Genomic DNA, 24,312 nt, shown 5'->3' on the forward strand with positions numbered 1-24,312 from the left:
CGCCACCGGGCAGGGCCCGGCGCTACCGGCTGCACTTACGTGTTGATCGAATCGGCGACGATCAACGGCAATGCCGGCCAGCGGCCGGCGTCTACCGTCATGCGTCGGCGTGGGCTTCAGCCACGTCGGCCTTCACCTTCTTCGGCTCCAGCAGCATTTCCAGCGCCTTGCCCACTGCGGCGAAGGCGAACGCACCGGTGATGTGGGTCGCTGCCCCCAGGCCTGCACCACAATCGAGCTTCAATGCCGCATCGGCGCCCAGGTTCGGCCGGATGCCGCAGACACTGCCATCGGCCTGCGGGTACTTCACGTTCTCCAGCGAATACACCGCCGGCACGCCAAAGTAGCGCTTGGCATTCCTAGGGAAGTTGAACTCGCTGCGCAGCTTCTTGCGGATCAGTGCCAGCATGGCATCGTGCTCGGTGCGCGAGACATCGCGGATGCGCACCAGGGTCGGATCGGTGCGACCACCGGCAGCCCCCACGGTCAGCAGCGGCAGCTTGCGGCGACGGCACCAGGCGATCGTCTCGACCTTGACCCGGAAGCTGTCGCAGGCATCGATCACCAAGTCGAAGCCACGGTCCAGCAACTCGGCCATGTTCGACACGGTCAGGAATGCCTGCACGGCATCGACCTCGATGTCCGGGTTGATCGCGCGGCAACGCTCGGCCATCGCCTCGGCCTTGTTACGGCCGTAGTTGCCTTCCATCGCCGGCAGCTGCCGGTTGGTGTTGGACACGCAGATGTCATCGGCATCGATCAGGGTCAGGTGGCCGACCGCAGAGCGGGCCAATGCCTCCACCACCCACGAGCCGACGCCGCCCATGCCCACCACCGCCACGCGGCTGCCCTGCAGGCGCTCGAGTGCGCCCACGCCATACAGCCGTTCGATGCCGGCGAAGCGTTGTTTGACCAGTTCGTTCATGCCGCTATTTTAACGTGCACCTGCCGGCACCTGCTGCGCGCCGGCATCGAACCCACCGTTGCACGCCGGAGAGCCTGCCATGAACGCCAGCCCGCCCCGCCGCCCGTCCCCTGCCTACCGTTACCTGTTCGTGCTCGGCCTGGGCCTGCTGATCGGGCTGGTCGCCACGGTGATGGTCGGCCGTGCCCTGCAGTCCCGCCGCGACCCGTTCCCCGACAGCCTGATGCAGGTGATGCAACGGCAGTCGCAGCTGCTGCTGCAGGCCCAGCAGCAGAACCGCTGCAGCCTGGCCGACAGCGTGCCGCGGTTGCAGGCAATGCGCTTGCTGTCCAACGACCTGGATCTTGCCTTCCCCGGGCTGAAGGACAGCGCGCAGTTCCAGCAGCATGCCAGCCAGCTGCGCGGCAGCCTCAATGCCGCCTTGGCCGCGCCGCCCAGCGACTGCACGGCCCTGGCGCAGGTGGTGGAAACGGTGCAGGCCGATTGCCGCGCCTGCCACCAGGACTTCCGCTGAGCCGCATTCATCCTGCAGCCGGGCAAGGGCTGCGCGGTTGGCGCCTTGTTCACGTTCAAAAGGGGACGATTCGTCCACCCTGCTGCACGACGCAGTACCACCCAACGCACCCGCCTTCACGGCCAGGAGACGCCCCATGAAGATCCAGCTCATCGCCGCCAGCGCCATCGCTACCCTCGCCCTGGCTGGCTGTGCCACCTCCCCCGGCTATGGCGGTGGCGGCTACAACAACGGCTACAACAACGGCGGCTACGGCAACAACGGCGGCTACAACCAGGGCCGTTGTGCCGACTGCGGCATCGTCACCCGCATCAACACCGTGCCCTCGGGCCGCACTGCGCCCAGCGCGACCGGCGCGATCCTCGGCGGCATCGTCGGCGCGGTGGCTGGCCACGAGATCTCCGACCACACCGGCGGCAGCCGTGGCAACAAGAACATCGCCGCCGCTGCGGGCGCGGTCGGCGGCGCGCTGGCGGGCAACCAGATCCAGAAGAACGTCACCAGCGATACCTACGACATCAGCGTGCGCATGGACGATGGCCGCACCATCGTGGTCAACCAGCGCGACCTCGGCGGCATCCGCGAAAACACCTACGTGCGCGTAGTCAACGGCAAGGTCATCCTGCGCTGATCTGCACCGGGCCGATCGCAAAGAAAAAGGCCCGCTTGCGCGGGCCTTTTTCATGCGACGGCTTGCAGCGCGATCAGGTCGGCTGCACGGCGTCGGCCTGCAGGCCTTTCTGGCCCTGCACGACGGTGAAGGTGACCTTCTGGCCTTCCTTCAGGCTCTTGAAGCCCTGGGTCTGGATGGCGCGGAAGTGCACGAACACGTCTTCGCCGTTTTCACGGCTGATGAAGCCGAAGCCCTTCGCATCGTTGAACCACTTGACGGTACCGGTCTCGCGATCAGACATCTCACTAACTCCCTGGTGACTCTCTCTTGTTGTTGGAAACGCCTGGTGGGCGGCTGACAAGCAAGGGGGAAGCGAGGTGCATCGATGCAGCGGATCGGGAAGATCTTGCTTCATCAGGCCACGATCCACGGTGACCTTGCCAAGCTCAGCGACTGCGACTTAACCCGCCCAAAACGAAAAAGCAACTGGCAAAATCTTTCACTGTCAACCCCAAAACGGCCACCATACGGGACAGCATGGGACTCTCATTCATCTTGTATCTGCTAGCGGTCATTTTTGTCCTCGCCGGCATCGCGGGCATCATCCTCCCGGCCCTGCCCGGCATCCCGCTGGTGTTCATCGGACTGCTGCTGGCGGCCTGGGCGGACGGCTTCGTCCACGTCGGCTGGCCGACCCTGGTTGCGCTGGGCGTACTGACCGTGCTCTCGCTGCTGGCGGACGTGCTGGCCACCGTAGTGGGTGCACAGCGGGTGGGTGCCAGCCGCAAGGCGCTGTGGGGCACCTTCGCCGGCAGCATCGTGGGGCTGTTCTTCATGCCCATCGGCCTGTTTGCGGGCCCACTGCTCGGCGCCCTGCTCGGCGAGTACTGGCACACCCGCGAGCTGGGCCGCTCGACCAGGGTGGGACTGGCCACCTGGCTCGGCATCCTGCTCGGCCTGGCGCTGAAACTGGCCGTAGTGATCGCGATGCTTGGCCTGTTCGCCTTCGCGTGGTTCCTGTAATCGGCACCGCCTTCACGCCGCACGCACGCGGTGGGCGTGCATAAACCGTGGGGGCTGGCCGCGACCCGGTACAGCCGCCACACTGTGCGACTCCCGTATTCACCGAAGGGCCTGCTGGAATGACCCTCCCCCCGCTGCTTCCCCGCCTCGCACCGCTGGCGCTGGCCTTGGCCAGTGCTCCGCTCGCTGCGCAGGAGTTCGCGCCCAGCGCCGAAGCCTCGCCGGCCGCATGTGCGGCGATTACCACAGACGCTGCCCGCCTGGCCTGTTATGACCGGCAGTTCGGGCGCTCCGCGCAGTCCACCGCCGAGGCCGACGCTGCCGCCGAGGCAGCAGCACAGGCCCGTCGCGAAGAACGACAGACTGCACGCGTAAGCCAGGGCGAAGAGAAACTGCGCGAGCGGGTCAGTGATCTGCTCCGCCCAGCAGAGCCCGACAGCGCGCTGGCAAACGCTGGCCGGGGCTCACTGCTGGACAGCCGCTGGGAACTGGCCGAGGACTCCAAGCTCGGCCCGTTCCAGCTGCGCGCCTACAAGCCGGTGTACCTGCTGCCTGCGTTCTGGACCAGCGACCGCAACACCACACCGCATTCGCCGAATCCGGCCAACACGGTCACCACGCCGCAGGTGCTGGACAGTGCCGAGCTGAAGTTCCAGATCAGTTTCAAGACCAAGATCGCCGAGAACCTGTTCGGCGACAACGGCGACATCTGGGCCGGCTACACCCAGAGCTCGCGCTGGCAGGCCTACAACAGCGAGGATTCGCGCCCCTTCCGCGAAACCAATTACGAACCGGAAGTGATGATGGTCTTCCGCAACGGCTACTCGATCGGTGGCTGGCGCGGGCGGATGACCGGCATCGCGCTGAACCACCAGTCCAATGGCCGGGCCGACCCACTGTCGCGCAGCTGGAACCGGGTCATGCTCAACATCGGCCTGGACCGCGAGAACTGGGCGCTGGTGCTGCGCCCCTGGTACCGCATCCCGGAAACCCGCAGCGATGACAACAACCCGGACATCGAGGATTACATGGGCCGCGGTGACGCGACCCTGACCTGGAACCGCAACGGCCACGAAGTCTCGTTGATGGCACGCCATTCGCTGCGCACCGGCAGCCGCTCGCACGGCGCCCTGCAGCTGGATTACGGCTTCCCGATCAGCAACCTGCTGCGCGGCCATGTGCAGGTCTTCGACGGCTACGGCGAAAGCCTGATCGATTACAACCACAAGGCCACCTACGTGGGCGTGGGTGTGTCCCTGCTGGAGTGGTTCTGATGGACGTGACGATCTGGCACAACCCGGCCTGCAGCAACTCGCGCGGCGCACTGAAGCTGATCCGCGATGCAGGCTTCGATCCGGAGGTGATCGAATACCTGGGCAACCCACCCGATGCGGCCACGCTGCGCCAGGTGCTGGCCGAATCCGGACTGGACGCGCGGGCGCTGGTGCGCAACAAGGAGGCGCAGTTCACCGAACTTGGCCTGGAGGATGCGGACGAGGCCACGCTGCTGGCCGCGATGGCCGAACACCCGCGGCTGATCAACCGCCCCGTGGTGCGCACGCCCAAGGGCACACGGCTGTGCCGGCCGCCGGAAACGGTGCTGGAGATCCTGTAACCCGCACTGCCAGAGCCGAGCCCTGCCCGGCTGCTGCCCGGCTGCTGCTCGCGTGCCACCCGTGAATGCAGCCGAGCGTGGCTCGGCGCTGCAGAACGGGCTACTGCCAGTCGGTGATGCCCTCGCGGCGATACACCTCGGCGAACGCCGGGCGCGCCTTCATCGACGTGGCATGCGCCTTCAGCGCCGGCCAGGTGTCGCTGGGCCTCGGCATGTTGCGCGACCAGCGCATCAGCATCACCAGCATGTAGTCGGCCACGCAGGGCGTGGCGCCCAGCAGGTAGGGGCCATGTGCATGCAGGTGCGCGGCCACATGCTGCCAGGCCGCTTCCAGGCGCTGCCGTGCCATCCCGCGGCTGGCCTCGATATTCGCCTCGCCCGCCATTTCGTGTGGATAGAACCAGGCTCGATAGGCCGGCTGCAGCGTATTGGCACACCAGAACATCCAACGGTAGGCATCGGCGCGCTGCGGTGTGCCCAGCGCGGGCAGCAGGTTGGCGTCCGGATGGCGATCAGCCAGGTACAGTGCAATGGCCGCCGCTTCGGTCAGTACCAGGCCATCGATCAGCAGCGTCGGCACCACGCCAGCAGGGTTCAGTGCCAGGTACTCGGCCGACTTGTGCTCGCGTGCGTCGAAATCCAGCAGCACCAGTTCGTGCTCGATGCCGAGTTCGATCAGCAGCCAGTGCACCACCAGGGCTGCGGTGCTGGTCGAACCATACAGCGTGGTGCTCATGCGCAAGTCCCGGGTGGATGAATCGGCCGATTATGCCCTGCACGGGCAATCGTTGCTCAGCCGCAGCGGCTCATGCAGGTATCGCGGCCTTCGCTACAGGACATGATCGGCGTGCGTATCGCGCAGTCGTGTGTCTTCAGTTCACAGGAACGGCGCAGTTCGGGATTGGCAACGTCCTTGCAGCGTTTGTCCGGCGCCGGCACCATCTGTTGTTCGCAGCTGAAGTCGTTGCTGCCGATACTCCCCCGCGCCATGCAGCTCCGATAATCGGCCTGGCATTGCACGCGGCACTGCGAGGAGGCGGAGAAATCCGCACCTTCATAGGAGGACGTTGTGCTGCAGCCGGCCAGGACCAGCAGGAACACAGTCGCGACGGATCGATGCAGGCGCATGGGCACATCCAGTGCAGGGATGTGCCGACCCTAGCAGACTACGGTTACTCGTGCAGGCCCGACGCGCGCCACGATCAGTACACGGGAACACCGGTGTCGGTGCGGCCATCATTCACGGTGCCGCCGCAGGAGAGCAGGCATTGGGCGTACGGAGCGCCGCATGAAGGAAGCACCGGGGGACCGCAGTAGTTGCCGGCACCGTTGCCCCCTTCGCAGTTGTGCCGCTGCTTGTCATCGGCGATATCACTGCAGCGGCTGATGACCCGGCTCTTCTCGCTTTCGCAGCTGCGCTGATCCGACTCGGCAAGGGCGCGGTTGTGGAAGTCGCAGGTTGCTTTCCGGTTCTCGCAGACCGACGCGCAGATCTTCCCCGCTTCGTGGGTGGGAGGCTCGACGAAGTAACGTGGCCCGCAGGCGCTGCACGTCAGCGCAGCGACCAGCAACACGAAAACACGCGGCCACTGCAGCACGATGGACTCCCTTCCAGAACGCCAGCCAGTACGTTAGCAGAGCAGGCCACGCGCAGGCAGGCTGCACACAACAACGGCGCCACACGGGCGCCGTTGTCTGAACACTGGGTGGAAGGACTACTCCACCACCACCGGAATCTTGCCAATACGGGCCTGCCATTCGCGCGGGCCGGTCTTGTGCACCGATTCGCCGGTGGAATCGACGGCCACGGTCACGGGCATGTCCTGCACGGTGAACTCGTAGATCGCTTCCATGCCCAGGTCGGCGAAACCGACCACCTTGGCCGCCTTGATCGCCTTGGACACCAGGTAGGCCGAACCACCAACGGCCATCAGGTAGGCCGACTTGTGCTTCTTGATCGCTTCGATGGCGGCCGGGCCGCGCTCGGCCTTGCCGACCATGCCCAGCAGGCCGGTCTGCGCCAGCACCTGCTCGGTGAACTTGTCCATGCGGGTCGCCGTGGTCGGGCCGGCCGGGCCCACCACTTCGTCGCGCACAGGATCTACCGGGCCGACGTAGTAGATGAAGCGGCCCTTCAGATCCACCGGCAGTTCCTCGCCCTTGTTGAGCATGTCGACCATGCGCTTGTGCGCGGCGTCGCGGCCGGTCAGCAGCTTGCCGTTGAGCAGCAGGGTCTGGCCCGGCTTCCAGCTGGCCACGTCTTCCGGGGTGATCGTGTCCAGGTCCACGCGGGTGCCCTTGGACGCGTCATAGGTCAGCTTCGGCCAGTCTTCCAGCGACGGCGGGTCCAGCATCACCGGGCCGCTGCCATCCAGGGTGAAGTGCGCATGGCGGGTGGCCGCGCAGTTCGGGATCATCGCCACCGGCAGGTTGGCCGCGTGGGTCGGGTAATCCTTGATCTTGATGTCGAGCACGGTGGTCAGGCCCCCCAGGCCCTGCGCACCAATGCCAAGCGCGTTGACCTTCTCGTACAGCTCCAGGCGCAGCTCTTCAATGCGGTTGGACGCACCCCGGGCCTGCAGTTCGGTGATGTCGATCGGCTCCATCAGCGCTTCCTTGGCCAGCAGCATCGCCTTCTCGGCGGTGCCACCGATGCCGATGCCGAGCATGCCCGGCGGGCACCAGCCGGCGCCCATGGTCGGCACGGTCTTCAGCACCCAGTCGACGATGGAGTCGGACGGGTTGAGCATGGCGAACTTGGTCTTCGCTTCCGAACCACCGCCCTTGGCGGCGACGATCACGTCGACGGTGTTGCCCGGCACCACCTTGACGTTGACCACGCCCGGAGTGTTGTCCTTGGTATTGATGCGCTTGCCGGCCGGATCAGCCAGCACAGAGGCGCGCAGCTTGTTGTCCGGGTGCATGTAGGCGCGGCGAACGCCCTCATTGGCCATCTCTTCCACGCCCATGGTGGCGTCGTCCCAGCGCACGTCCATGCCGATTTCCAGGAACACGGTGACGATGCCGGTGTCCTGGCAGATCGGGCGGTGGCCCTCGGCGCACATGCGCGAATTGATCAGGATCTGGGCCATCGCTTCCTTCGCGGCCGGCGACTCCTCGCGCTCGTAGGCAGCGGCGAGGTTCTTGATGTAGTCGACCGGGTGGTAGTACGAGATGTACTGCAGCGCGTCGGCGATGGACTGGATGAGGTCTTCCTGCTTGATCGATGTCACGGCTTGCTCGCTTGCTCGAGGCTGGCGGGGGTAATCCGCCCATTTTACCCCCTCCCCCGGCCCCGGGGTGGTCGTGCTGGGCGCTGGCCGGCAAGATCAGATCCAGAAGCCCTGTCACGCCCCGCCCCGTTGGCGCGTCCTTGCCCACATGAACGCCGAAACCGCTTTCCAGACCCACCGCCCGCGCCTGATGGCCCTGGCCTATCGCCTGCTCGGCAGCCGCGCCGACGCCGAAGACGTGGTCCAGGATGCCTGGCTGCGCTGGTCCGGCGCCGATCCGGCCGGCGTCCGCGACCCCGAGGCCTGGCTGGTCACCACCACCACCCGGCTCGGCCTGGACCGGCTGCGTGCGGCCAAGCGCGAGCGCGCGCACTACGTCGGGCCGTGGCTGGCCGAGCCGCTGGCCGTCACGCTGGAGCCTGACCCGGCGCCCGGCCCGGCCCAGCTGCATGCGCTGGCCGACGATGTCTCGGTGGCCTTCCTGACCTTGCTCGAACAACTCGGCCCCGAAGAACGCGCCGCCTTCCTGCTGAAAGAGGCCTTCGACCACGACTATCGCGAGATCGCCGAGCTGATCGGTCACAGCGAGGCCAACTGCCGGCAGATGGTGCACCGTGCCCGGCAACGCCTGCAGGCCCGGCGGCCGCGCTTCAACGCCGATGCCAGCCAGCACCGGCAGCTGCTGGCGCGCTTCATGGACGCCTCGCAGCGCGGCGACAGCGAGGCGATCCAAGCCCTGCTGCACGCCAACGCGCAACTGGTCTCCGACGGTGGCGGCGTGGTTACCGCAGCGATCCGCCCACTGCTGGGTGCCGAGCGCATCGGCCGCCTGTTCTGGGCCATCGCCCGCCGTGGCGCGGTGCATCCGGCCCACCTGGGCTGCGTCAATGGCGAGCCGGCGATTCTGCGCTTCCAGGGCGACCGCCTGCACTCGATCACCACCATCGAAGTGGTCGATGGCCGCATCGCCAACGTGTACAGCGTGTTGAATCCGGAGAAGCTGCCGGACGTTGTCACGCGCGGCGACGGTACGGCGTCCTGGTAGTGAAAGGCGGCCACTGTGGCCGCCGTGGAGCCCACGATGTCGAACCATGCCTCTCCCCGCGTCCCCTACACCCGCCTGGCCGCCGAGGCCTTCAAGGGCCTGCTGGCCACCAGCCAGGCGGTGCATGACAGCTCGGTCGATCCGACCCTGATGGAACTGGTGTTCCTGCGCGTGTCGCAGCTCAACGGCTGCGGCTACTGCATGGACATGCACGGCACTGCGCTGCGCAAGGGCGGCATCGAGCCGCGCAAGCTCGATACGCTGCCCGCCTGGCACGAAAGCCGCTTCTTTGATGCCCGTGAACGTGCGGCGCTGGGCTGGGCCGAGGCGCTGACCCGGCTGACCGACGGTGCGCCGTCGCAGGCGGCGTTCGATGCACTGGCACCGCACTTCGATGAGAAGGGCATCAGTGACCTGAGCATGGGCATTGCGGTGATCAATGCGTGGAACCGGCTGGGTGCGGGGTTGCTGCCGCCGCTGCCGTAAAAGGGGCCTGTTGGCCGGGCTGCCGCCCGGCACCCGCAGAGGCCAGAGCAACAGCTGGAGCAACGGCAGAAGCTGGCTCTTCTGCGGGTTGGCAGGGTGGGTCAGGTCGCAGGGGACGCTGCAAGTACGTCCATGGAAGCTCGGTCGCCGCATCCATGCGGCTCAAGCCGCTACGACCTGACCCACCCCGCCCTCGACAGACTTCTACTGCTGTTGGTAGGTGTCGACCTTGGTCGACACGGTAGGTCCACGCCATGCGTGGATGCGGGAGGGTCGGATCCCTTCGCTTCGCGATGGCTCTGACCCGATCCGGGCTGATGGGGTCAGAGCCCGTTGCGTGGCAGAGGGATCGGACCCCGGTGCCGGCCACACGGCTGCACTGACCCCCTCTGCACGTATCAGGCCGCACAATATGCGCATGCCTGCTACCCCCACCGCTGGCGCCGCCGCCGCGAACAGACCCAGCCTGCGCCAGCGCTTCAGGGCGATGCGCAACCTGCCGCCGTTCCTGCGCATGGTCTGGAAAACCAGCCCCGCGCTCACCCTGGCCAGCCTTGGCCTGCGGCTGATCCGGGCGCTGCTGCCGGTGGCGATGCTGTACGTGGGCAAGCTGATCATCGACAGCGCCCTGCACCTGAGCCAGCACGGTGCCGGCTTCCCGCCACTGGGCGAGGCGCTGTCCAGCGGACTGCTCAATCCACTGCTGGGCCTGCTGGCGCTGGAATTCGGCCTGGCCATCGCCTCGGACCTGCTCGGCCGGCTGGTCAGCTACGCCGATGCGCTGCTCTCGGAACTGTTCGCCAATGCCACCAGCATCCGGCTGATGGAACACGCCGCAACGCTGGACCTGGAGGACTTCGAAGACCCGGACCTGCAGGACAAGCTGGACCGTGCGCGGCGCCAGACAATGGGCCGGATGAACCTGATGAGCCAGCTGTTCGGCCAGGTACAGGACGCGATCACCGTAGCCAGCCTCGCCGTTGGCCTGCTGGTCTACGCACCGTGGCTGATCCTGCTGCTGGCGCTGGCACTGGTGCCGGCCTTCATCGGCGAATCGCACTTCAACGCGGCCGGTTACAGCCTCAACTTCCAATGGACGCCCGAGCGCCGCCAGCTCGACTACCTGCGCCAGCTCGGTGCCAGCGTGGAAACGGCCAAGGAAGTGAAGATCTACAACCTGCACCGCTTCCTGGTGGAACGCTACCGGCGGCTGTCGGTGGCGCTGTTCCAGGCCAACCGTGCACTGGCCCGGCGCCGCGCGTTCTGGGGCACGCTGCTGGCTGCACTGGGCACGCTGGGGTACTACACCGCCTACGCCTACATCGCGTGGCGCACGGTGCGCGGCGACTTTTCGATCGGCGACCTGACCTTCCTCGCCGGCAGCTTCCTGCGCCTGCGCCAGCTGCTGGAAGGCCTGCTGATCGGCTTCTCGCAGGTCGCCAGCCAGGCGCTGTATCTGGATGACCTGTTCTCGTTCTTCCAGATCGAGCCGGAAATCCACTCGCGTGAAGGCGCCGTGCGCGTGCCGCAGCCAATCCGCCAGGGCTTCGTGTTCGAGAACGTCGGCTTCCGCTATCCCGATGCCGAACAGTGGGCGGTGCGCCATCTGGATTTCCAGCTGTACGCAGGTGAAGTGCTGGCCCTGGTCGGTGAGAACGGCGCCGGCAAGACCACGCTGGTGAAACTGCTGGCACGGCTGTACGAGCCGGACGAAGGCCGGATCCTGCTCGATGGCCGCGATCTGCGCGACTACGACCTGGACGACCTGCGCGCCAACCTCGGGGTGATCTTCCAGGACTTCGTGCGCTACAACCTCAGCGCGGGCGAGAACATCGGCGTTGGCCAGGTCGAGGCGATGGACGACCAGGCGCGCATTGCCGACGCCGCAAGGCGCGGCATGGCCGAGGAAGTGATCGAGGACCTGCCCGGTGGCTACGACCAGCAGATCGGCCGGCGCTTCAAGCAGGGCGTGGACCTGTCCGGCGGCCAATGGCAGAAGATCGCCATTGCCCGCGCATGGATGCGCAATGCGCAGGTGATGATCCTGGATGAGCCAACCGCAGCGCTGGATGCGCGCAGTGAGTTTGAAGTGTTCCAGCGGTTCAGGGAACTGGCGGATAATCGCACCGCAGTATTGATTTCCCACCGTTTTTCCTCGGTACGCATGGCCGATCGCATCCTGGTGCTGGCCGATGGCCACATCGAGGCCAGCGGCACCCATGAGCAGCTGATGGCCCAGGGAGGACGGTACGCCGAGCTGTTCGAGCTGCAGGCAGCGGGTTACCGCTGAGAACGCCTCTCGTTCCGCCTAATGAGAACCTGTCTCATTTGAGATAGAATCACCCCCGACGACTTTTGATAGATACGCCCATGTCCACCGCTTTTGGCGCCGAAACGGTGCTTGAGGTCCGCCACTGGACCGACGCCTACTTCAGTTTCACCACCACCCGCGACAGCGGCTTCCGCTTCGAGAACGGCCAGTTCGTGATGATCGGCCTGGAAACCGAGGCGCGCCCGTTGCTGCGTGCCTACTCCATCGCCAGTGCCAACTGGGAAGAGCAGCTGGAGTTCTTCAGCATCAAGGTGCAGGACGGCCCGCTGACCTCGCGCCTGCAGCACATCAAGCCGGGCGACAAGGTGCTGGTCGGCAAGAAGCCCACCGGCACCCTGCTGATCAGCGACCTGCACCCCGGCAGGAACCTGTACCTGCTGGGCACCGGCACCGGCCTGGCGCCGTGGCTGTCAGTGATCAAGGACCCGGAAACCTACGAGCGCTTCGAGAAGGTGATCCTGTGCCACGGCGTGCGCTACGAGAAGGACCTGGCCTATCGCGACTACTTCGAGAAGGAACTGCGTGAGCACGAGTTCCTCGGCGACATGATCGGCGACAAGCTGCTGTACTACCCGGCCGTCACCCGCGAGCCCTTCGCCAACCAGGGCCGCCTGACCTCGCTGATGGAAAGCGGCCAGATGCAGCGCACCCTCGGCCTGCCGGAACTGAGCCCGGAAAACGACCGTGCGATGATCTGCGGCAGTCCGCAGATGCTGGCTGATCTGCGCACCGTGCTCGATGCCCGGGGTTTCCAGGTTTCGCCGCGCATCGGCCAGCCGGGTCACTACGTGTTTGAGCGCGCGTTCGTCGAGAAATAATCCATCGTATCTGTAGAGCCGAGCCCGCGCTCGGCTTGCGCGCGGCGCGCGCTCTCGGAGTCAGCCGGAAAAGCAGCCGAGCGTGGGCTCGGCTCTACAGCAGCGCTTCAATCGCGCCGCGCAGCTGTTCCGGCCTGGTGGTGGGCGCATGCCGCGACACCACCCGCCCCTGGCGATCAACCAGGAACTTGCTGAAATTCCACTTGATACGGGCACTGCCAAGCAGGCCGCGCTTCTCGCGTGACAGCCAGGCCCACAACGGATCAGCCCCCTCGCCGTTGACCTCGATCTTCTCCGACAGCGGAAAGCTGACCGGATAGTCCAGCGAACAGAACTGGCGGATCTGCGCCGCATCCCCAGGCTCCTGCGCACCGAACTGGTTGCAGGGAAAGCCGATCACCACCAGGCCGCGCTCGCGATAGTCCTGCCAGAGCTGTTCCAGCCCCCTGTACTGCGGGGTGAAGCCACAGCGGCTGGCGACGTTCACCAGCAGCAACGGGTGGCCCTGATAACGGGCCAACGCATGCGGCTGGCCTTCGAGGTCACGGAAACTGAAATCGTAGGCGCTGGTCATGATGGCGGGCCGTGGGCGGTGAATGCATGGTACCCGCGCCCGGCCCCGGCAACATGCCTTTTGACACAAGTGCGGACGCCGCCGGCCGGGTTACCCTCGGGCCCTTGTTTGCCTTACCGGAGTTCCTGCCTTGACCACCCGCCTTGCCCTTGCCGTGGCCATGTCCCTCGGCCTTGCCCTGCCCGCCTTCTCGGCCGGCGCCGCCCCGGCCGCCAGCAGCACCGCTCAGCAGGCCAATCCGTTCTTCGCCGAAAGCCCGTTGCCGCTGCACTTCCCACAGTTCGACAGGATCAAGGACAGCGACTTCGCCCCGGCCTTCGACGCCGGCATGGCGCAGCAGCTGAAGGAAGTAGAAGCGATCGCCAACAACAAGGCCAAGCCGACCTTCGACAACACCATCATCGCCCTGGAGAAGAGCGGTGACATCCTCGACCGTGCGACCACCGTGTTCTTCAGCCTGGTCGGCGCCGACACCAATGACACCCGCAAGAAGCTGCAGGCCGACTACTCGGCGAAGTTCGCCGCGCACAGCGATGCGATCGCGCTGAACGGCAAGCTGTTCGCCCGCATCCAGGCGCTGTATGACACCCGCAGCCAGCTGGGCCTGGACGCCGAAGGCGTGCGTCTGGTCGAGAAGTACTACGACAACTACGTGCGCGCCGGCGCCAAGCTGTCCGAGGCCGACAAGGCCAAGCTGAAGGAGATGAACGCCGAACTGGCCAGCCTGGGCACCAGGTTCAGCCAGAACGTGCAGTCGGAAGTGAACGCCTCGGCGATCACCGTCGACGACGTCAAGGAACTGGACGGGCTGTCCAAGGAGCAGATCGCCGCCGCCGCCGAAGCCGCCAAGGCCCGGGGCCTGGAAGGCAAGTATGTAATCACCCTGCTCAACACCACCGGCCAGCCGCCGCTGACCAACCTGGCCAACCGCGCCCTGCGCCAGAAGATCTACGAAGCGTCGGTCAGCCGCGGCAGCCGCGGCGGTGAGTTCGACAACACCGCGCTGGTTTCGCGCATCATGCAGCTGCGTGCCGACAAGGCCAAGCTGATGGGCTTCCCGAACTTCGCCGCCTACAACCTGACCAACCAGACCGCCAAGACGCCGGAAGCGGTCAACGCGATGCTGGGCAAGCTGGCCCCGGCCGCGGTGGCCAACGCCAAGCGCGAAGCCGCCGACCTGCAGGCGATGATCGACCAGGAACAGAAGGCCGCAGGCAAGCCGACCTTCAAGCTGGAACCGTGGGACTGGGCCTTCTACAGCGAGAAGGTGCGCCAGGCCAAGTACAACTTCGACGAGTCGCAGCTGAAGCCGTACTTCGAAATGAAGAACGTGCTGGAGAACGGCGTGTTCCATGCCGCCAACCTGGAATTCGGCCTGACCTTCAAGCAGCGCACAGACCTGCCGGTCTACCACGACGACGTGACCGTCTACGACGTGTTCGACGCCGACGGCAGCCAGCTGGCAATCTTCATCTTCGACCCGTACGCACGCGCCTCCAAGCGCGGCGGCGCGTGGATGAACTCCTACGTCTCGCAGTCGAAGCTGACCGGCTTCAAGCCGGTGGTCGCCAATCACCTGAACATCCCGAAGCCGCCGGCCGGCCAGCCGACCCTGCTGACCTGGGACGAGGTGAACACCACCTTCCACGAGTTCGGCCACGCCCTGCACGGCATGTTCTCCAATGTGAAGTACCCGTACTTCTCGGGCACCTCGGTGCCGCGTGACTTCGTCGAGTTCCCCTCGCAGGTGAACGAGATGTGGGCCGACAACCCGGTCATCCTGAAGAACTACGCCAAGCACTACCAGAACGGTTCGGCGATGCCGCAGGCGCTGCTGGACAAGGTGCTGGCGGCGGCCAAGTTCAACCAGGGCTTCGCCACCACCGAGTACCTGGGTGCAGCGATGCTGGACCAGCGCTGGCACCAGATCGGTGCCGACCAGGTGCCGACCGCCAAGGACGTGATGGCCTTCGAGCGCGCCGCGCTGGAGAAGGACGGCATCTACTACGCGCCGGTGCCGCCGCGCTACAAGACCCCGTACTTCAGCCACATCATGGGTGGCTACTCGGCCGGCTACTACGCCTACATCTGGTCGGAAGTGCTCGACGCCAACACCCAGAAGTGGTTCAAGGACAACGGTGGCCTGAGCCGCAAGAACGGCGACCACTTCCGCGCCACCCTGCTGTCCAAGGGTGGCAGCGTCGACGCGATGCAGCTGTTCCGCGATTTCGCCGGCCACGAGCCGCAGATCGAACCGCTGCTGGAAAAGCGTGGCCTGACCGGCGCCGGCAACTGATCGCCTGCGCGCTAGCGTGAAACGAAAACCGCCCGGGAGACCGGGCGGTTTTTTTCGTTGAGGTCATCGCCGGAACAATCGTTCCCACCATCGTTTCTGCGTGTTTGCCGCCGGAGCCGTATCCGTATCCAGGGTTTCCGGCACGAACTGCGCCAGCTGCGCCGCGACGGCCTCTGCGTACAGCAACGCGCCATCGGGGGCGCAGTTGAGCAGATTGCTCATGCTGGTCGATGCGTTGAGGTCCATCGGATTCGGCTCGACCACCTCGCTTGCTTCCAGCAATCCGCATCCCTTGCCGATGGCATCATCGACAACGCTCCAGAACACGGCCAGTCGACCATCGGAGAACAGCTCGTGCAGACGCGCGCGCAGGTCATTGTCCCCGGCGTAGTCCGCGCGCATCTGCTTCAGCCGGTCATGCGTGATGAACACACCACCACCGTAGTTTTCGCGCAGGTGGTTGCCTGCAGCGGCGTCCGCCCACTGTGGCGGCACCAGTTGCCGCCAGTCCGCGAAATAGCGGGCAACCACCGGATCGTCGATGAAGAACGAAAGGGCGCTCCCGCGAAGATAGTGATACCGGCGCAGGTGACCGGCCACGATCGCCAGGTACAAAGCATGCCCCTTCTCGAAGGGCACGTCTGTGCTGATCGAGCGAGCCTCGTCGATGCGTTCCTGCAGCTGCTCCATGTAGAACGGCTCGATCCGGAATTGCTCCTGCAGCGGCTCAACCAGCGTCGCGTCCTCCAGCGCACGGAAATAGAGGCCACCGATTTCCGAGTCCGCGACTGGATGGTAGGTGATGTCCCAACCCATGCTGCAACGCCTTCAGGAATGCGGTAATGCCGCCGACCCAACAGCTTAGCGTCGTCGGCACCCTTGCGGAGAGCAGGCCGTGCAATACCCGTAGTCAACGTCAATGAGTGTCGTATCAGGCCTGATCTATCCCTCTCTCCCGACGCAACACTACCGTGGCGCCACGTACCCGCCCGGCACGCCTTCCGGCGACAGCACCAGCTGCCACAACTGCGCATGGCGGCAGCGGAAGGTGGCCATCGACCCGGCCAGGTAGAAGCGCCACATGCGGCGGAAGTGCTCGTCATAGCGCGCATCCAGCCGTGGCCACGCCGCTTCCACGTTGCGCCGCCAGGCCTGCAGGGTCAGGTCGTAGTCGGTGCCGAAGTTGTGCCAGTCTTCCAGTACGAAGCGGCCTTCGAACGCCCGGGTGATCTGCACCGCCGACGGCAGCATCGAGTTGGGGAAGATGTAGCGCGCGATCCACGGATCGGTGCGATGCCGGGAGACGTTGGTGCCGATGCTGTGCAACAGCAGCAGGCCACGCGGCGACAGGCAGCGTTTGGCCACCTCGAAGAAGCTGGCGTAGTTCTTGTCACCGACGTGCTCGAACATGCCGATCGAGAAAATCGCATCGAACGGCTCGTCCAGTTCCCGGTAATCCTGCAGGCGGATCTCGATCGGAAGGCCGGCGCACAGTTCGCGCGCGAACCCGGCCTGCTCCTGCGAAATGGTCACACCCACGCCACTGACGCCATAGCGTTCGGCAGCAAACTTCAGTGCCTCGCCCCAACCACAGCCGATGTCCAGCACACGCTGGCCCGGGCGCAGGCCCAGCTTGCGGCAGACCAGGTCCAGCTTGGCTTCCTGCGCGGCATCGAGATCATCGGCATTGCGCCAGTAGCCGCAGCTGTAGACCAGACGCTGGCCCAGCATGGCCTGGTAGAGATCGTTGCCGAGGTCGTAGTGGCGGCGGCCGACCTCGTAGCTGCCCTGCCCGGCCTGCAGGTTGAACAGGCGCGCCTTCAGCGCATCGGCCACTTCGCGCCAGCCGTGCACCCGTTCATCCAGGTGCGCCTGCATCAGATGGACAAGGAATTCATCCAGGAAGTTGGCATCCCACCAGCCGTCCATGTAGCTCTCGCCCAGGCCAAGCGAGCCGTGGGCCATGACCCGCGCGAAAAAGCGCGGGTCATGCACCTGGATGTCCTGCGGCTGGGTACCGCCGATGCGGACCCCGGCTTCGTGAAGCAGGCCGGTGACCCGCTCCTGCAACCCTGTATCCACGCCACCTCCTCCACTGCGGTCAACCGCGTGCGAACAGCTCCACGTAGTCCCTGGCCACGTGCGGCAACAGCACCGCCGCCGGTACATCGGCGGTCTGGGTGCCGTCCGAGTATGGACCCACCTGGTACGGCGGGAAAACAAAGCGCAGCGCGGTGATCTGCCCCTTGTCGTCGGTCAGTGGCTGGAACTGGCTGAAGTTCTCGGCCTGCGGGCCGGTACCGTCGGCAATCATGCGCGATGCGTTGCGCAGCGATTCCTGCAGCTGGGCCGGGTCCATGTCCTCGCCGCTGAGCCGCGTGGCCACGCGTTCGCGCAGCTGGTCGGCGACGAAATCGCTGATCGCCTTCCAGCCCTTGGCATCGGTCACCAGCTTTTCGGCACTGAGCATCTGCTGCTGCTGCGGCAGCCATACGAAGCGCGCCACCAGCGGTTCGCCGTGGGCGCCACCGGTGTAGCGGCTGCCATCAGCACTGACCACCACCAGCTGCGGGGTTTCCAGCAGTTTCTCGAAACTCAGCGACAGCTCGTAGGGCATGGTCGGCTTGTCGTTGCCGAGCCCGTCCAACGCCTGTTGCAGGTCACTGCGCGCACTCGTCGCATAGTTCTGCAGCGCACGGGCCAACCCCGGATAACGGTCGATGCCGGCCGGGTAGCTGATGCCCACCACTTCGCGCTCGTTGTTCTCGATCACGTCGCGCAGGTCCAGCGGCGCTTCCGTGGCCGGCGTTTCGGCTGCGGCGGTGGCCTCGACGGCGGGAGCCGCCTCAGCCGCCGGTGCCGGCTCGCTTTCACGCTGGCAACCGGCCAGCAACAGCACGCCCACCACGCCGGCCAACGCGCTGCCGCGCAGTGGCCGGTTGTTTCCAATCTTCATCGGGATCCCCTGTTCATGTTTGTACATCATTGCCTGCCATGGCTGAAGCGTGGCCCGCCGGCGTTCAGCCAGCGAGCAGATCGTGATACTCCTCATGCCGCTGCAGGAACGCCTCGGCGTAGGAACAGGCCGGCACCACCTTGTACTTCTGCTCGCGGGCGAAACGCAGTGCCACGCGGGTCAGCTCACCGGCGATCCCACGGCCGGCGATCGGCTCAGGCACCTCGGTGTGGGTGATGACCATGCGTTTGCGCTTGATCTGGTAGTCCAGCACCGCCAGCTGTCCACGCACACGGGCGGTGAAGCGATGGTTGGCCAGGTCGTGTTCGACCTCATAGGCCAGACCGGGGGGCGTGACCGAAGCCATGGAACTGTCTCCTGCGGCGACTGCGTGGATGGTGCGCAGCCGGGCGCCATGATCGCGTGAAGCCTGAACAGGGGCAAGTCTGATCCATTCACGTCAGTTTGCGACCCTCAAGCTGGAGCGCTGACGGCCGCTATCGCCTGTGGAGGGGTACGGCCAGCTTGGCACGCCCCTTGCGAACGTTGACCATGCGCACCCCCGCGGAGGCTCCGATGCACCCCAGCGATCCCCATTCAGATACTGACCGCGCCCTGCTGGAGGGCCTGCTGCAACTTGCGGTGGAAGGGCAGACCGAAGACCAGGATTTCCAGCGCATCGGCGAGGAAGTGTTCGCCCGCCTGCTGGATACCTACGGCCAGCAGCACACGCTCTGAAAACCGGGGCGAATCGTCACCGATTCGCCCCGCTACCCGCTTCAACCGCCGCCGAGGCGGAAGGTCGGGTTGGACAGTTCGCGCAGGAAGTGGTTGAAGATGCTCGGCTGCATGGCCAGCATGAAGATCACGCCGAACGCCGCACCGGCCAGATGCGCGCTGTGGTTGATGCGGTCGCCGCCGCGCTTGTCCATCCAGATGCTGTAGCCGACATAGAACGCGGCATAGATGATCGCCGGTGCCGGGATGAAGAACACCAGGATGATCGACCACGGCTTGATCAGGATGAAGGCGAACAGCACCGCCGATACCGCCCCGGACGCGCCAAGGCTGAGGTAGTTCGGGTTCTTCTGGTTCTTCAGGTAGCTGGGCAGGATCGAGACCAGCAGCGCGCCGATGTAGAACGCCGGGTAGGTCAGGTAGCTGCCGGTCAGCTGCACCATCACGCTCTCGATGAATCCCCCGAAGAAGAACAGGGTGATCATGTTGAAGATCAGGTGCGACCAGTCGGCGTGGATGAAGCCATAGGTCACCAGCCGGTCGTACTGGCGATGGCGATCCACGGCAGGCGGCCACAGGATCAGGCGGTCGGCCAGCGTGCGGTTGTTGAACGCCATCCACGACACGATGGCGGTAATGGCGATCAACAGAAGATTGACGGGGGTCATGTCAGGCTCAGGCGCTACGGTAATTGTCGACCATACGATAGCGTTTCGCATACCAACCGAAGGCCAACGCCGCGACGAAGGCGAAACCGGCAAAGAAGAACATCAGGAATGCCGCTTCGCTGAGACCTGTACTGGCGATCTTGTGGGTCACCGCGTCGTTGCGCACGGCAGCGTTCGACAGCAGCACCCACAGGTTGCCGATGGTGGTGGTCAGGTTCCAGAAGCTCATCACCACGCCCTTCATCGCCTGCGGCGCCTGACTGTAGGCGAACTCCAGGCCGGTGGCCGAGACCAGCACCTCACCGAAGGTCAGCAATGCATACGGCAGGATCTGCCAGAAGATCGACAAAGCGTTGCCGCCGTCCATCACCACCTGGATGCCGCCGACCACGATCCAGGCCAGGCCACTGAAGGCGATGCCGGCGGTCATGCGGCGCAGCGCGGTCGGCTCCAAGCCGAAGCGGCGCAGGGCCGGGTACAGCACCAGGTTGTTGAACGGAATCAGGATCATCACCAGCAGCGGGTTCAGCGCCTGCATCTGCGAGGCGCTGAACCAGCTCGGCATCTGCATCTGCTGGCCCTGCAGGACCCAGGTCGAGGCCTTCTGGTCGAACAGCGAGAAGAACGGCGTGGTCAGCGCGAAGATCACCAGCACGCGCAGCACCGAGCGCACGCCTTCCACGGCTTCGGCTGGATGCTGGCCACGGGCCCGGTCCAGCTGCAACCAGGTGCCGCCACCGATGCCGGCGAGAATGGCCACCAGCGCCAGGCACAGGCAGATCACGATGCCCAGCGAACCGACCAGGCCGAACGACGCCGCTGCCAGCACCAGGCCGAGCACGGCGATCACCAGGCCCGGGCGGCCTTGGCCGGCCGCGCGTGCGGTCAGCGCAGTGCGCACCACGTTGGCGAACGAGTGCGGGTCCTTCGGTGGCAGCGGCACCAGCACGTAACGCTTGCGGCCCAGCCAGAACACGAAGGTGGCGATGAACATCAGGATGCCCGGGATGCCGAACGCCCACTGCGGGCCCCAGTTCTTCAGCGCCAGCGGGATCAGCAGCGAGGCGAACAGCGAGCCGAAGTTGATGATCCAGTAGAAGGCGTCGAAGACGATCTTGGCCAGGTGCTTGTTGCTCTGGTCGAACTGGTCGCCCATGAAGGAGGCCACCAGCGGCTTGATGCCACCGGCACCCAGGGCGATCAGGCCCAGGCCGAGGAAGAAGCCCTCGCGGCTGTTCTCGAACAGGGCAAGGCACAGATGGCCGGCGCAGTAGACCAGGCTGAACCAGAGGATGGTGTGGTACTTGCCGAAGAACCTGTCGGCCAGCCAACCTCCGAGCAGCGGGAAGAAATACACGCCGATCATGAAGCTGTGCATGATGTCCTTGGCTTCACCGGCACGGCCTTCGGCTGTGATTTCCTGCAACAGCAGCGAGGTGATCAGGAACTGCACCAGGATGTTGCGCATCCCGTAGAAACTGAACCGCTCGCAGGCCTCATTGCCGATGATGTACGGGATCTGGCGCGGCATCTTTCCCTGGCCGGCGATGGGGGCAACTGCGTCGTGGCTCATCCTGTAAGGCATTCCTGCAAAGCGAAAGGCGCAAGGTTACCGGAACCGGGCCTTGCGAAGCACGCTGCAGGGCTGCATGACAACGGTGCCCATCCATGGCAGGCAACCGCGCTCCGTGCCGGAAGTCACGGCACCTGCACGACAAAAGCGTAAACTTATCGTTATGTGCCCCCTCCCCCCCGCCCGTCTCCTGCTCAGTTGCCTGATGCTGCTGATGGCGTTGCAGGCACAGGCGCGGCCGCAGGCACCGGCCACGGCGGCCAGCGAAAGCGGCTCCCGCCAGCTGACGGTGGCCGCGCTGGAGCTGCCCAGCCACGATGATGCGCAATGGAAGTTGCGCCGCGAGCAGGTCGCGCAGTTGCTGACCGACCTGCAGCCGGACGTGATCTCGGTGCAGCAGGTGCTGCAGCAGCAGGGCCGCAACCCGGCCTGCTGGCTGGCCAGCCGGCTGCGTTACAGCTGCGACTTCGTCACCGCCGATCCACCCAGCCAGACATTGCGGCATGGCAACGCGATGCTGACCCGGCTGCCGGTCAGCGAGGACGGCGTGACCCTGCTGCATCCTCCCGGCACCTTCAGCGCCGCCGGCATGATGCGGCTGAAGCTGGGCGAGGCGCTGGTCAACATCTATGTGGCACGGCTCCGCCCCGACCCGGACGAGGCCGCCGCGCGCCAGCACCAGACCAGCGACCTGATGACCTGGATTGGTGCCACCGCCGAGGGCATGCCCAGCCTGATCGCCGGCGACTTCTCGGCCAACACGATGGAACTGGTGCGCAGCACGCCGGGCTTCCAGCCGGCGCGGCGCAATCCCGGCGGCCGAGCCGAGGCGCCTGCGGCCAGTGGCGGGGGCAGCACTGGCCATGGTCTGGATGTGCTCTTCCAGGTCAAGCATTTCGACGGCATCCGCCAGCAGCCGATCCTGCTGCCGGCCGACGGCGACCTGCCCGGTCTGCGCCTGGGCGTGATGGCCACGTTGCGCCTGCAAGGCAATACGGCCACCGCCGAATAGGGAGTACCGGCCGCTGGCCGGCTCCCCGGGGATCACACGATTGCCGGCCAGCGGCCGGCACTACCGAATGATTGCTGCAACAGAAAAGGCCGGGTTTTCCCCGGCCTTCTCCGTTCATCCCATCACCGCGATCAGGCGATCGCTTCCTGATAACGGCGCTCGACTTCGTTCCAGTCGATGACGTTGAAGAACGCGCCGATGTATTCCGGGCGACGGTTCTGGTACTTCAGGTAGTACGCGTGCTCCCACACGTCCAGGCCGAGGATGGGGGTGTTGCCTTCCATCAGCGGGCTGTCCTGGTTGCCGGTGCTTTCGACCACCACCTTCTTGTCCGGGGTCACGCTCAGCCACGCCCAGCCGCTGCCGAAACGGGTCAGCGCCGCCTTGGTGAAGGCGTCCTTGAACTTGTCGAAGCCGCCCAGGTCCTTGTCGATGGCCTTGGCCACGTCGCCCACCGGGTTGCCGCCAGCATTGGGAGCCATCACGGTCCAGAACAGCGAGTGGTTGGCATGGCCACCACCGTTGTTGCGCACCGGACCCTGCAGGTTCTCCGGCAGCGACTTGAGCTTCTTCACCAGTTCTTCGACCGGCAGGTCAGCGTACTCGGTGCCTTCCAGCGCCGCGTTGACGTTGTTGATGTAGGTCTGGTGATGCTTGGTGTGATGGATTTCCATCGTCGCCGCATCGATATGCGGTTCCAGCGCGTCGTAGGCGTAGGACAGCTTGGGCAGGGTATAGGCCATGGTGCATCTCCTGATTGCGAGGGCACCCGACGTTGTCGGGCGGTGCGCGGTGAATGATGGGGACAGAACGGCAGATTACCAAGGGGGATGTAAAGGAAATTGCGTCCCGCCGGTGAGCACGACGGCAATTGTTACGCGGCGGTGACGCAGCCCCCTCCTCATGCGCCGTGCAGCGCGCAGGCGCTACAGTGCGAGCATCACCCTCGCCCGCTCCCTTGCCCATGCGCAACCCCCGGCTGCTGATCGTCGCCATCGCCCTGCTGCTGCTCGGCCTGGTAGTCAACCATTTCATGCAGCGCCCGCCGGCGCCGCAGTTCGCGCCGGACCTGCAGGGTGCGCCTGCCGCGCGCGCACCGGCCACGGCCACGCCCGGCAGGGACAACGGTCTGCCCACCTTCCTGCCCGCCGAAGCCCGGCAGACGATCGCGCTGATCCAGCGCGGCGGGCCGTTCCCGCACCGCCAGGACGGCAGCACGTTCGGCAACCGCGAACAGCAGTTGCCGCAGCGTCCGCGCGGCTACTACCGCGAATACACCGTGGACACCCCCGGCGCGCGCACCCGTGGCACGCGCCGCATCGTCACCGGCGGCGATCCGCCGGAGGCGTGGTACTACACCGACGACCATTACGAATCATTCCGCAGCTTCACCGTACCGGCCCAGGGAGCGCAGTGATGAGCCATGACGATTTCGGCCTCGGCCTGCACGACATCAACAATGCCGGTGTCTACGCCATCGACAGCGACGACATCGGCGCCCTGGCCGCCGCAATGCGCGATGCCGGGCTGAAGGTGATCCGCATCGATCTGGAAGGGGTGGCCGACAAGCGCACCCTGCTCGCACGGCTGGCCGCGCAGCTGGATTTTCCGGCCGGTTTCGGCGGCAACTGGGATGCGCTGTCGGACAATCTACGCGACCTGCAATGGCTGCCAGCCAACGGCTATGCACTGTTCCTGTGCGACGTGGACGCGCTGCGCGCCACCGCGCAGAAGGACTTCGACACCCTGCTGGACGTGATGGACGAGACCAGCCGCGACTGGCTTGGCCGCGACGTCCCGTTCTGGGTGTTCCTGTCGCAGAGCGCGTAAGGTCACTGCCGTGGTGGATGCCGACCTTGGTCGGCGCTTCTGTGCCAACCAAGATTGACAC

At 65.7% G+C, this 24,312-nt stretch carries 28 protein-coding genes; 14 read left to right on the plus strand and 14 right to left on the minus strand.

Annotation, left to right across the window (positions count from 1 at the left end; translation table 11 throughout):
- Positions 1-97: 97 nt before the first annotated feature.
- Positions 98-925 (minus strand): tRNA threonylcarbamoyladenosine dehydratase, encoded by an 828-nt coding sequence (locus G370_RS0109685; protein ID WP_019660424.1) that lies wholly within the window; start codon positions 923-925, stop codon positions 98-100.
- Positions 926-1,004: 79 nt separating this feature from the next.
- Between G370_RS0109685 and G370_RS0109690 the strand changes: the two genes are divergently transcribed.
- Both G370_RS0109690 and G370_RS0109695 read left to right on the plus strand, forming a co-directional pair.
- Positions 1,005-1,439, plus strand: coding sequence for a cytochrome c (locus G370_RS0109690; protein ID WP_019660425.1), 435 nt, complete (start codon positions 1,005-1,007; stop codon positions 1,437-1,439).
- 136 nt (positions 1,440-1,575) lie between these two features.
- Positions 1,576-2,070, plus strand: coding sequence for a glycine zipper 2TM domain-containing protein (locus G370_RS0109695; RefSeq protein WP_005410289.1), 495 nt, complete (start codon positions 1,576-1,578; stop codon positions 2,068-2,070).
- A 73-nt stretch (positions 2,071-2,143) separates the two neighbouring features.
- Here G370_RS0109695 and G370_RS0109700 read toward each other — a convergent pair whose 3' ends face one another.
- On the minus strand, positions 2,144-2,353 hold the full coding sequence (locus tag G370_RS0109700) for a cold-shock protein (protein WP_005410290.1): 210 nt from the start codon (positions 2,351-2,353) through the stop codon (positions 2,144-2,146).
- 236 nt (positions 2,354-2,589) lie between these two features.
- Here G370_RS0109700 and G370_RS0109705 point away from each other — a divergent pair, with 236 nt between their 5' ends.
- From G370_RS0109705 to arsC, 3 genes are all read left to right on the plus strand, one after another.
- Complete coding sequence (locus G370_RS0109705) at positions 2,590-3,075, plus strand: DUF456 domain-containing protein (RefSeq protein ID WP_019660426.1); 486 nt, start codon at positions 2,590-2,592, stop codon at positions 3,073-3,075.
- Positions 3,076-3,194: 119 nt separating this feature from the next.
- Positions 3,195-4,349, plus strand: coding sequence for a phospholipase A (locus G370_RS0109710; RefSeq protein ID WP_019660427.1), 1,155 nt, complete (start codon positions 3,195-3,197; stop codon positions 4,347-4,349).
- Positions 4,349-4,690: an arsenate reductase (glutaredoxin) gene (gene arsC / locus G370_RS0109715; RefSeq protein WP_019660428.1), complete on the plus strand. Its 342-nt coding sequence runs from the start codon at positions 4,349-4,351 to the stop codon at positions 4,688-4,690. Before G370_RS0109710 ends, arsC begins: the two co-directional genes overlap by 1 nt.
- Before the next feature lie 100 nt (positions 4,691-4,790).
- Here the strand turns inward: arsC and G370_RS0109720 are convergent, their stop codons facing one another.
- The 4 genes from G370_RS0109720 to G370_RS0109735 all read right to left on the minus strand — a co-directional run bounded on the left by G370_RS0109720 (position 4,791) and on the right by G370_RS0109735 (position 7,923).
- The gene (locus G370_RS0109720; protein WP_019660429.1) at positions 4,791-5,426 is read right to left on the minus strand and encodes a glutathione S-transferase family protein; all 636 of its coding nucleotides are present in this window, start codon (positions 5,424-5,426) and stop codon (positions 4,791-4,793) included.
- A gap of 56 nt (positions 5,427-5,482) precedes the next feature.
- Complete coding sequence (locus tag G370_RS0109725; RefSeq protein WP_019660430.1) at positions 5,483-5,818, minus strand: hypothetical protein; 336 nt, start codon at positions 5,816-5,818, stop codon at positions 5,483-5,485.
- 74 nt (positions 5,819-5,892) lie between these two features.
- Positions 5,893-6,288 (minus strand): hypothetical protein, encoded by a 396-nt coding sequence (locus G370_RS0109730; protein ID WP_019660431.1) that lies wholly within the window; start codon positions 6,286-6,288, stop codon positions 5,893-5,895.
- A gap of 117 nt (positions 6,289-6,405) precedes the next feature.
- Entirely contained in the window at positions 6,406-7,923 is a 1,518-nt protein-coding gene (locus G370_RS0109735) for a fumarate hydratase (protein WP_019660432.1), read from the minus strand.
- A gap of 148 nt (positions 7,924-8,071) precedes the next feature.
- Here G370_RS0109735 and G370_RS0109740 point away from each other — a divergent pair, with 148 nt between their 5' ends.
- The 4 genes from G370_RS0109740 to G370_RS0109755 all read left to right on the plus strand — a co-directional run bounded on the left by G370_RS0109740 (position 8,072) and on the right by G370_RS0109755 (position 12,604).
- Positions 8,072-8,968 carry an RNA polymerase sigma-70 factor gene (locus G370_RS0109740; RefSeq protein WP_019660433.1) on the plus strand — a complete coding sequence of 299 codons (897 nt, stop codon included), beginning with the start codon at positions 8,072-8,074 and terminating at the stop codon, positions 8,966-8,968.
- A 36-nt stretch (positions 8,969-9,004) separates the two neighbouring features.
- Positions 9,005-9,454: a carboxymuconolactone decarboxylase family protein gene (locus G370_RS0109745; RefSeq protein WP_019660434.1), complete on the plus strand. Its 450-nt coding sequence runs from the start codon at positions 9,005-9,007 to the stop codon at positions 9,452-9,454.
- A 418-nt stretch (positions 9,455-9,872) separates the two neighbouring features.
- Positions 9,873-11,744: an ABC transporter ATP-binding protein gene (locus G370_RS0109750; protein ID WP_026347070.1), complete on the plus strand. Its 1,872-nt coding sequence runs from the start codon at positions 9,873-9,875 to the stop codon at positions 11,742-11,744.
- Between the two features lie 80 nt (positions 11,745-11,824).
- Positions 11,825-12,604 carry a ferredoxin--NADP reductase gene (locus G370_RS0109755; protein ID WP_019660436.1) on the plus strand — a complete coding sequence of 260 codons (780 nt, stop codon included), beginning with the start codon at positions 11,825-11,827 and terminating at the stop codon, positions 12,602-12,604.
- Between the two features lie 94 nt (positions 12,605-12,698).
- Here the strand turns inward: G370_RS0109755 and G370_RS0109760 are convergent, their stop codons facing one another.
- Positions 12,699-13,178 (minus strand): glutathione peroxidase, encoded by a 480-nt coding sequence (locus G370_RS0109760; protein WP_019660437.1) that lies wholly within the window; start codon positions 13,176-13,178, stop codon positions 12,699-12,701.
- A gap of 130 nt (positions 13,179-13,308) precedes the next feature.
- Between G370_RS0109760 and G370_RS0109765 the strand changes: the two genes are divergently transcribed.
- Positions 13,309-15,474 (plus strand): M3 family metallopeptidase, encoded by a 2,166-nt coding sequence (locus G370_RS0109765; protein WP_019660438.1) that lies wholly within the window; start codon positions 13,309-13,311, stop codon positions 15,472-15,474.
- A gap of 63 nt (positions 15,475-15,537) precedes the next feature.
- Here G370_RS0109765 and G370_RS0109770 read toward each other — a convergent pair whose 3' ends face one another.
- The 4 genes from G370_RS0109770 to G370_RS0109785 all read right to left on the minus strand — a co-directional run bounded on the left by G370_RS0109770 (position 15,538) and on the right by G370_RS0109785 (position 18,797).
- Positions 15,538-16,290 (minus strand): hypothetical protein, encoded by a 753-nt coding sequence (locus G370_RS0109770; protein ID WP_019660439.1) that lies wholly within the window; start codon positions 16,288-16,290, stop codon positions 15,538-15,540.
- A gap of 150 nt (positions 16,291-16,440) precedes the next feature.
- Complete coding sequence (gene cfa / locus G370_RS0109775) at positions 16,441-17,556, minus strand: cyclopropane fatty acyl phospholipid synthase (protein ID WP_019660440.1); 1,116 nt, start codon at positions 17,554-17,556, stop codon at positions 16,441-16,443.
- A gap of 19 nt (positions 17,557-17,575) precedes the next feature.
- Positions 17,576-18,457 (minus strand): DUF3298 and DUF4163 domain-containing protein, encoded by an 882-nt coding sequence (locus G370_RS0109780; RefSeq protein ID WP_019660441.1) that lies wholly within the window; start codon positions 18,455-18,457, stop codon positions 17,576-17,578.
- A gap of 37 nt (positions 18,458-18,494) precedes the next feature.
- Positions 18,495-18,797: a GNAT family N-acetyltransferase gene (locus G370_RS0109785; protein ID WP_019660442.1), complete on the minus strand. Its 303-nt coding sequence runs from the start codon at positions 18,795-18,797 to the stop codon at positions 18,495-18,497.
- 209 nt (positions 18,798-19,006) lie between these two features.
- On the opposite strand from G370_RS0109785, the gene G370_RS1000000121600 reads away from it, so the two are divergent.
- Positions 19,007-19,168, plus strand: a complete 162-nt coding sequence (locus G370_RS1000000121600) for a hypothetical protein (RefSeq protein ID WP_019660443.1) — start codon at positions 19,007-19,009, stop codon at positions 19,166-19,168.
- Between the two features lie 41 nt (positions 19,169-19,209).
- Here the strand turns inward: G370_RS1000000121600 and G370_RS0109795 are convergent, their stop codons facing one another.
- Together G370_RS0109795 and G370_RS0109800 are read right to left on the minus strand one after the other, a co-directional pair.
- Positions 19,210-19,836, minus strand: coding sequence for a rhomboid family intramembrane serine protease (locus G370_RS0109795; protein ID WP_019660444.1), 627 nt, complete (start codon positions 19,834-19,836; stop codon positions 19,210-19,212).
- A 7-nt stretch (positions 19,837-19,843) separates the two neighbouring features.
- The gene (locus G370_RS0109800) at positions 19,844-21,409 is read right to left on the minus strand and encodes a POT-type proton-dependent oligopeptide transporter (protein WP_019660445.1); all 1,566 of its coding nucleotides are present in this window, start codon (positions 21,407-21,409) and stop codon (positions 19,844-19,846) included.
- 163 nt (positions 21,410-21,572) lie between these two features.
- Between G370_RS0109800 and G370_RS0109805 the strand changes: the two genes are divergently transcribed.
- Positions 21,573-22,421 (plus strand): endonuclease/exonuclease/phosphatase family protein, encoded by an 849-nt coding sequence (locus G370_RS0109805; RefSeq protein WP_019660446.1) that lies wholly within the window; start codon positions 21,573-21,575, stop codon positions 22,419-22,421.
- A 131-nt stretch (positions 22,422-22,552) separates the two neighbouring features.
- Here the strand turns inward: G370_RS0109805 and G370_RS0109810 are convergent, their stop codons facing one another.
- Complete coding sequence (locus G370_RS0109810; RefSeq protein ID WP_005410310.1) at positions 22,553-23,164, minus strand: superoxide dismutase; 612 nt, start codon at positions 23,162-23,164, stop codon at positions 22,553-22,555.
- 221 nt (positions 23,165-23,385) lie between these two features.
- Here G370_RS0109810 and G370_RS0109815 point away from each other — a divergent pair, with 221 nt between their 5' ends.
- Both G370_RS0109815 and G370_RS0109820 read left to right on the plus strand, forming a co-directional pair.
- Entirely contained in the window at positions 23,386-23,838 is a 453-nt protein-coding gene (locus G370_RS0109815; protein ID WP_019660447.1) for a guanyl-specific ribonuclease, read from the plus strand.
- Positions 23,838-24,251, plus strand: coding sequence for a barstar family protein (locus G370_RS0109820; RefSeq protein WP_019660448.1), 414 nt, complete (start codon positions 23,838-23,840; stop codon positions 24,249-24,251). Before G370_RS0109815 ends, G370_RS0109820 begins: the two co-directional genes overlap by 1 nt.
- Positions 24,252-24,312: the final 61 nt, after the last annotated feature.

Origin of the sequence: Stenotrophomonas hibiscicola ATCC 19867 (assembly GCF_000382065.1) — a bacterium.
In the GTDB taxonomy this organism is placed as follows: domain Bacteria; phylum Pseudomonadota; class Gammaproteobacteria; order Xanthomonadales; family Xanthomonadaceae; genus Stenotrophomonas; species Stenotrophomonas hibiscicola.

Bases quoted from the DNA above. Each gene is read 5' to 3' on its own strand.
- G370_RS0109745 (WP_019660434.1), top strand. From the start codon at position 9,005: ATGTCGAACCATGCCTCTCCCCGCGTCCCCTACACCCGCCTGGCCGCC.
- G370_RS0109720 (WP_019660429.1), bottom strand. From the start codon at position 5,426: ATGAGCACCACGCTGTATGGTTCGACCAGCACCGCAGCCCTGGTGGTG.
- G370_RS0109805 (WP_019660446.1), top strand. From the start codon at position 21,573: ATGTGCCCCCTCCCCCCCGCCCGTCTCCTGCTCAGTTGCCTGATGCTG.
- G370_RS0109695 (WP_005410289.1), top strand. From the start codon at position 1,576: ATGAAGATCCAGCTCATCGCCGCCAGCGCCATCGCTACCCTCGCCCTG.
- G370_RS0109815 (WP_019660447.1), top strand. From the start codon at position 23,386: ATGCGCAACCCCCGGCTGCTGATCGTCGCCATCGCCCTGCTGCTGCTC.
- G370_RS0109685 (WP_019660424.1), bottom strand. From the start codon at position 925: ATGAACGAACTGGTCAAACAACGCTTCGCCGGCATCGAACGGCTGTAT.
- G370_RS0109785 (WP_019660442.1), bottom strand. From the start codon at position 18,797: ATGGCTTCGGTCACGCCCCCCGGTCTGGCCTATGAGGTCGAACACGAC.
- G370_RS0109725 (WP_019660430.1), bottom strand. From the start codon at position 5,818: ATGCGCCTGCATCGATCCGTCGCGACTGTGTTCCTGCTGGTCCTGGCC.
- G370_RS0109820 (WP_019660448.1), top strand. From the start codon at position 23,838: ATGAGCCATGACGATTTCGGCCTCGGCCTGCACGACATCAACAATGCC.
- G370_RS0109800 (WP_019660445.1), bottom strand. From the start codon at position 21,409: ATGAGCCACGACGCAGTTGCCCCCATCGCCGGCCAGGGAAAGATGCCG.
- G370_RS0109755 (WP_019660436.1), top strand. From the start codon at position 11,825: ATGTCCACCGCTTTTGGCGCCGAAACGGTGCTTGAGGTCCGCCACTGG.
- G370_RS0109705 (WP_019660426.1), top strand. From the start codon at position 2,590: ATGGGACTCTCATTCATCTTGTATCTGCTAGCGGTCATTTTTGTCCTC.
- G370_RS0109740 (WP_019660433.1), top strand. From the start codon at position 8,072: ATGAACGCCGAAACCGCTTTCCAGACCCACCGCCCGCGCCTGATGGCC.
- G370_RS1000000121600 (WP_019660443.1), top strand. From the start codon at position 19,007: ATGCACCCCAGCGATCCCCATTCAGATACTGACCGCGCCCTGCTGGAG.
- G370_RS0109795 (WP_019660444.1), bottom strand. From the start codon at position 19,836: ATGACCCCCGTCAATCTTCTGTTGATCGCCATTACCGCCATCGTGTCG.
- G370_RS0109760 (WP_019660437.1), bottom strand. From the start codon at position 13,178: ATGACCAGCGCCTACGATTTCAGTTTCCGTGACCTCGAAGGCCAGCCG.
- G370_RS0109700 (WP_005410290.1), bottom strand. From the start codon at position 2,353: ATGTCTGATCGCGAGACCGGTACCGTCAAGTGGTTCAACGATGCGAAG.
- arsC (WP_019660428.1), top strand. From the start codon at position 4,349: ATGGACGTGACGATCTGGCACAACCCGGCCTGCAGCAACTCGCGCGGC.
- G370_RS0109810 (WP_005410310.1), bottom strand. From the start codon at position 23,164: ATGGCCTATACCCTGCCCAAGCTGTCCTACGCCTACGACGCGCTGGAA.
- G370_RS0109750 (WP_026347070.1), top strand. From the start codon at position 9,873: ATGCCTGCTACCCCCACCGCTGGCGCCGCCGCCGCGAACAGACCCAGC.
- G370_RS0109690 (WP_019660425.1), top strand. From the start codon at position 1,005: ATGAACGCCAGCCCGCCCCGCCGCCCGTCCCCTGCCTACCGTTACCTG.
- G370_RS0109770 (WP_019660439.1), bottom strand. From the start codon at position 16,290: ATGGGTTGGGACATCACCTACCATCCAGTCGCGGACTCGGAAATCGGT.
- G370_RS0109710 (WP_019660427.1), top strand. From the start codon at position 3,195: ATGACCCTCCCCCCGCTGCTTCCCCGCCTCGCACCGCTGGCGCTGGCC.
- G370_RS0109780 (WP_019660441.1), bottom strand. From the start codon at position 18,457: ATGTACAAACATGAACAGGGGATCCCGATGAAGATTGGAAACAACCGG.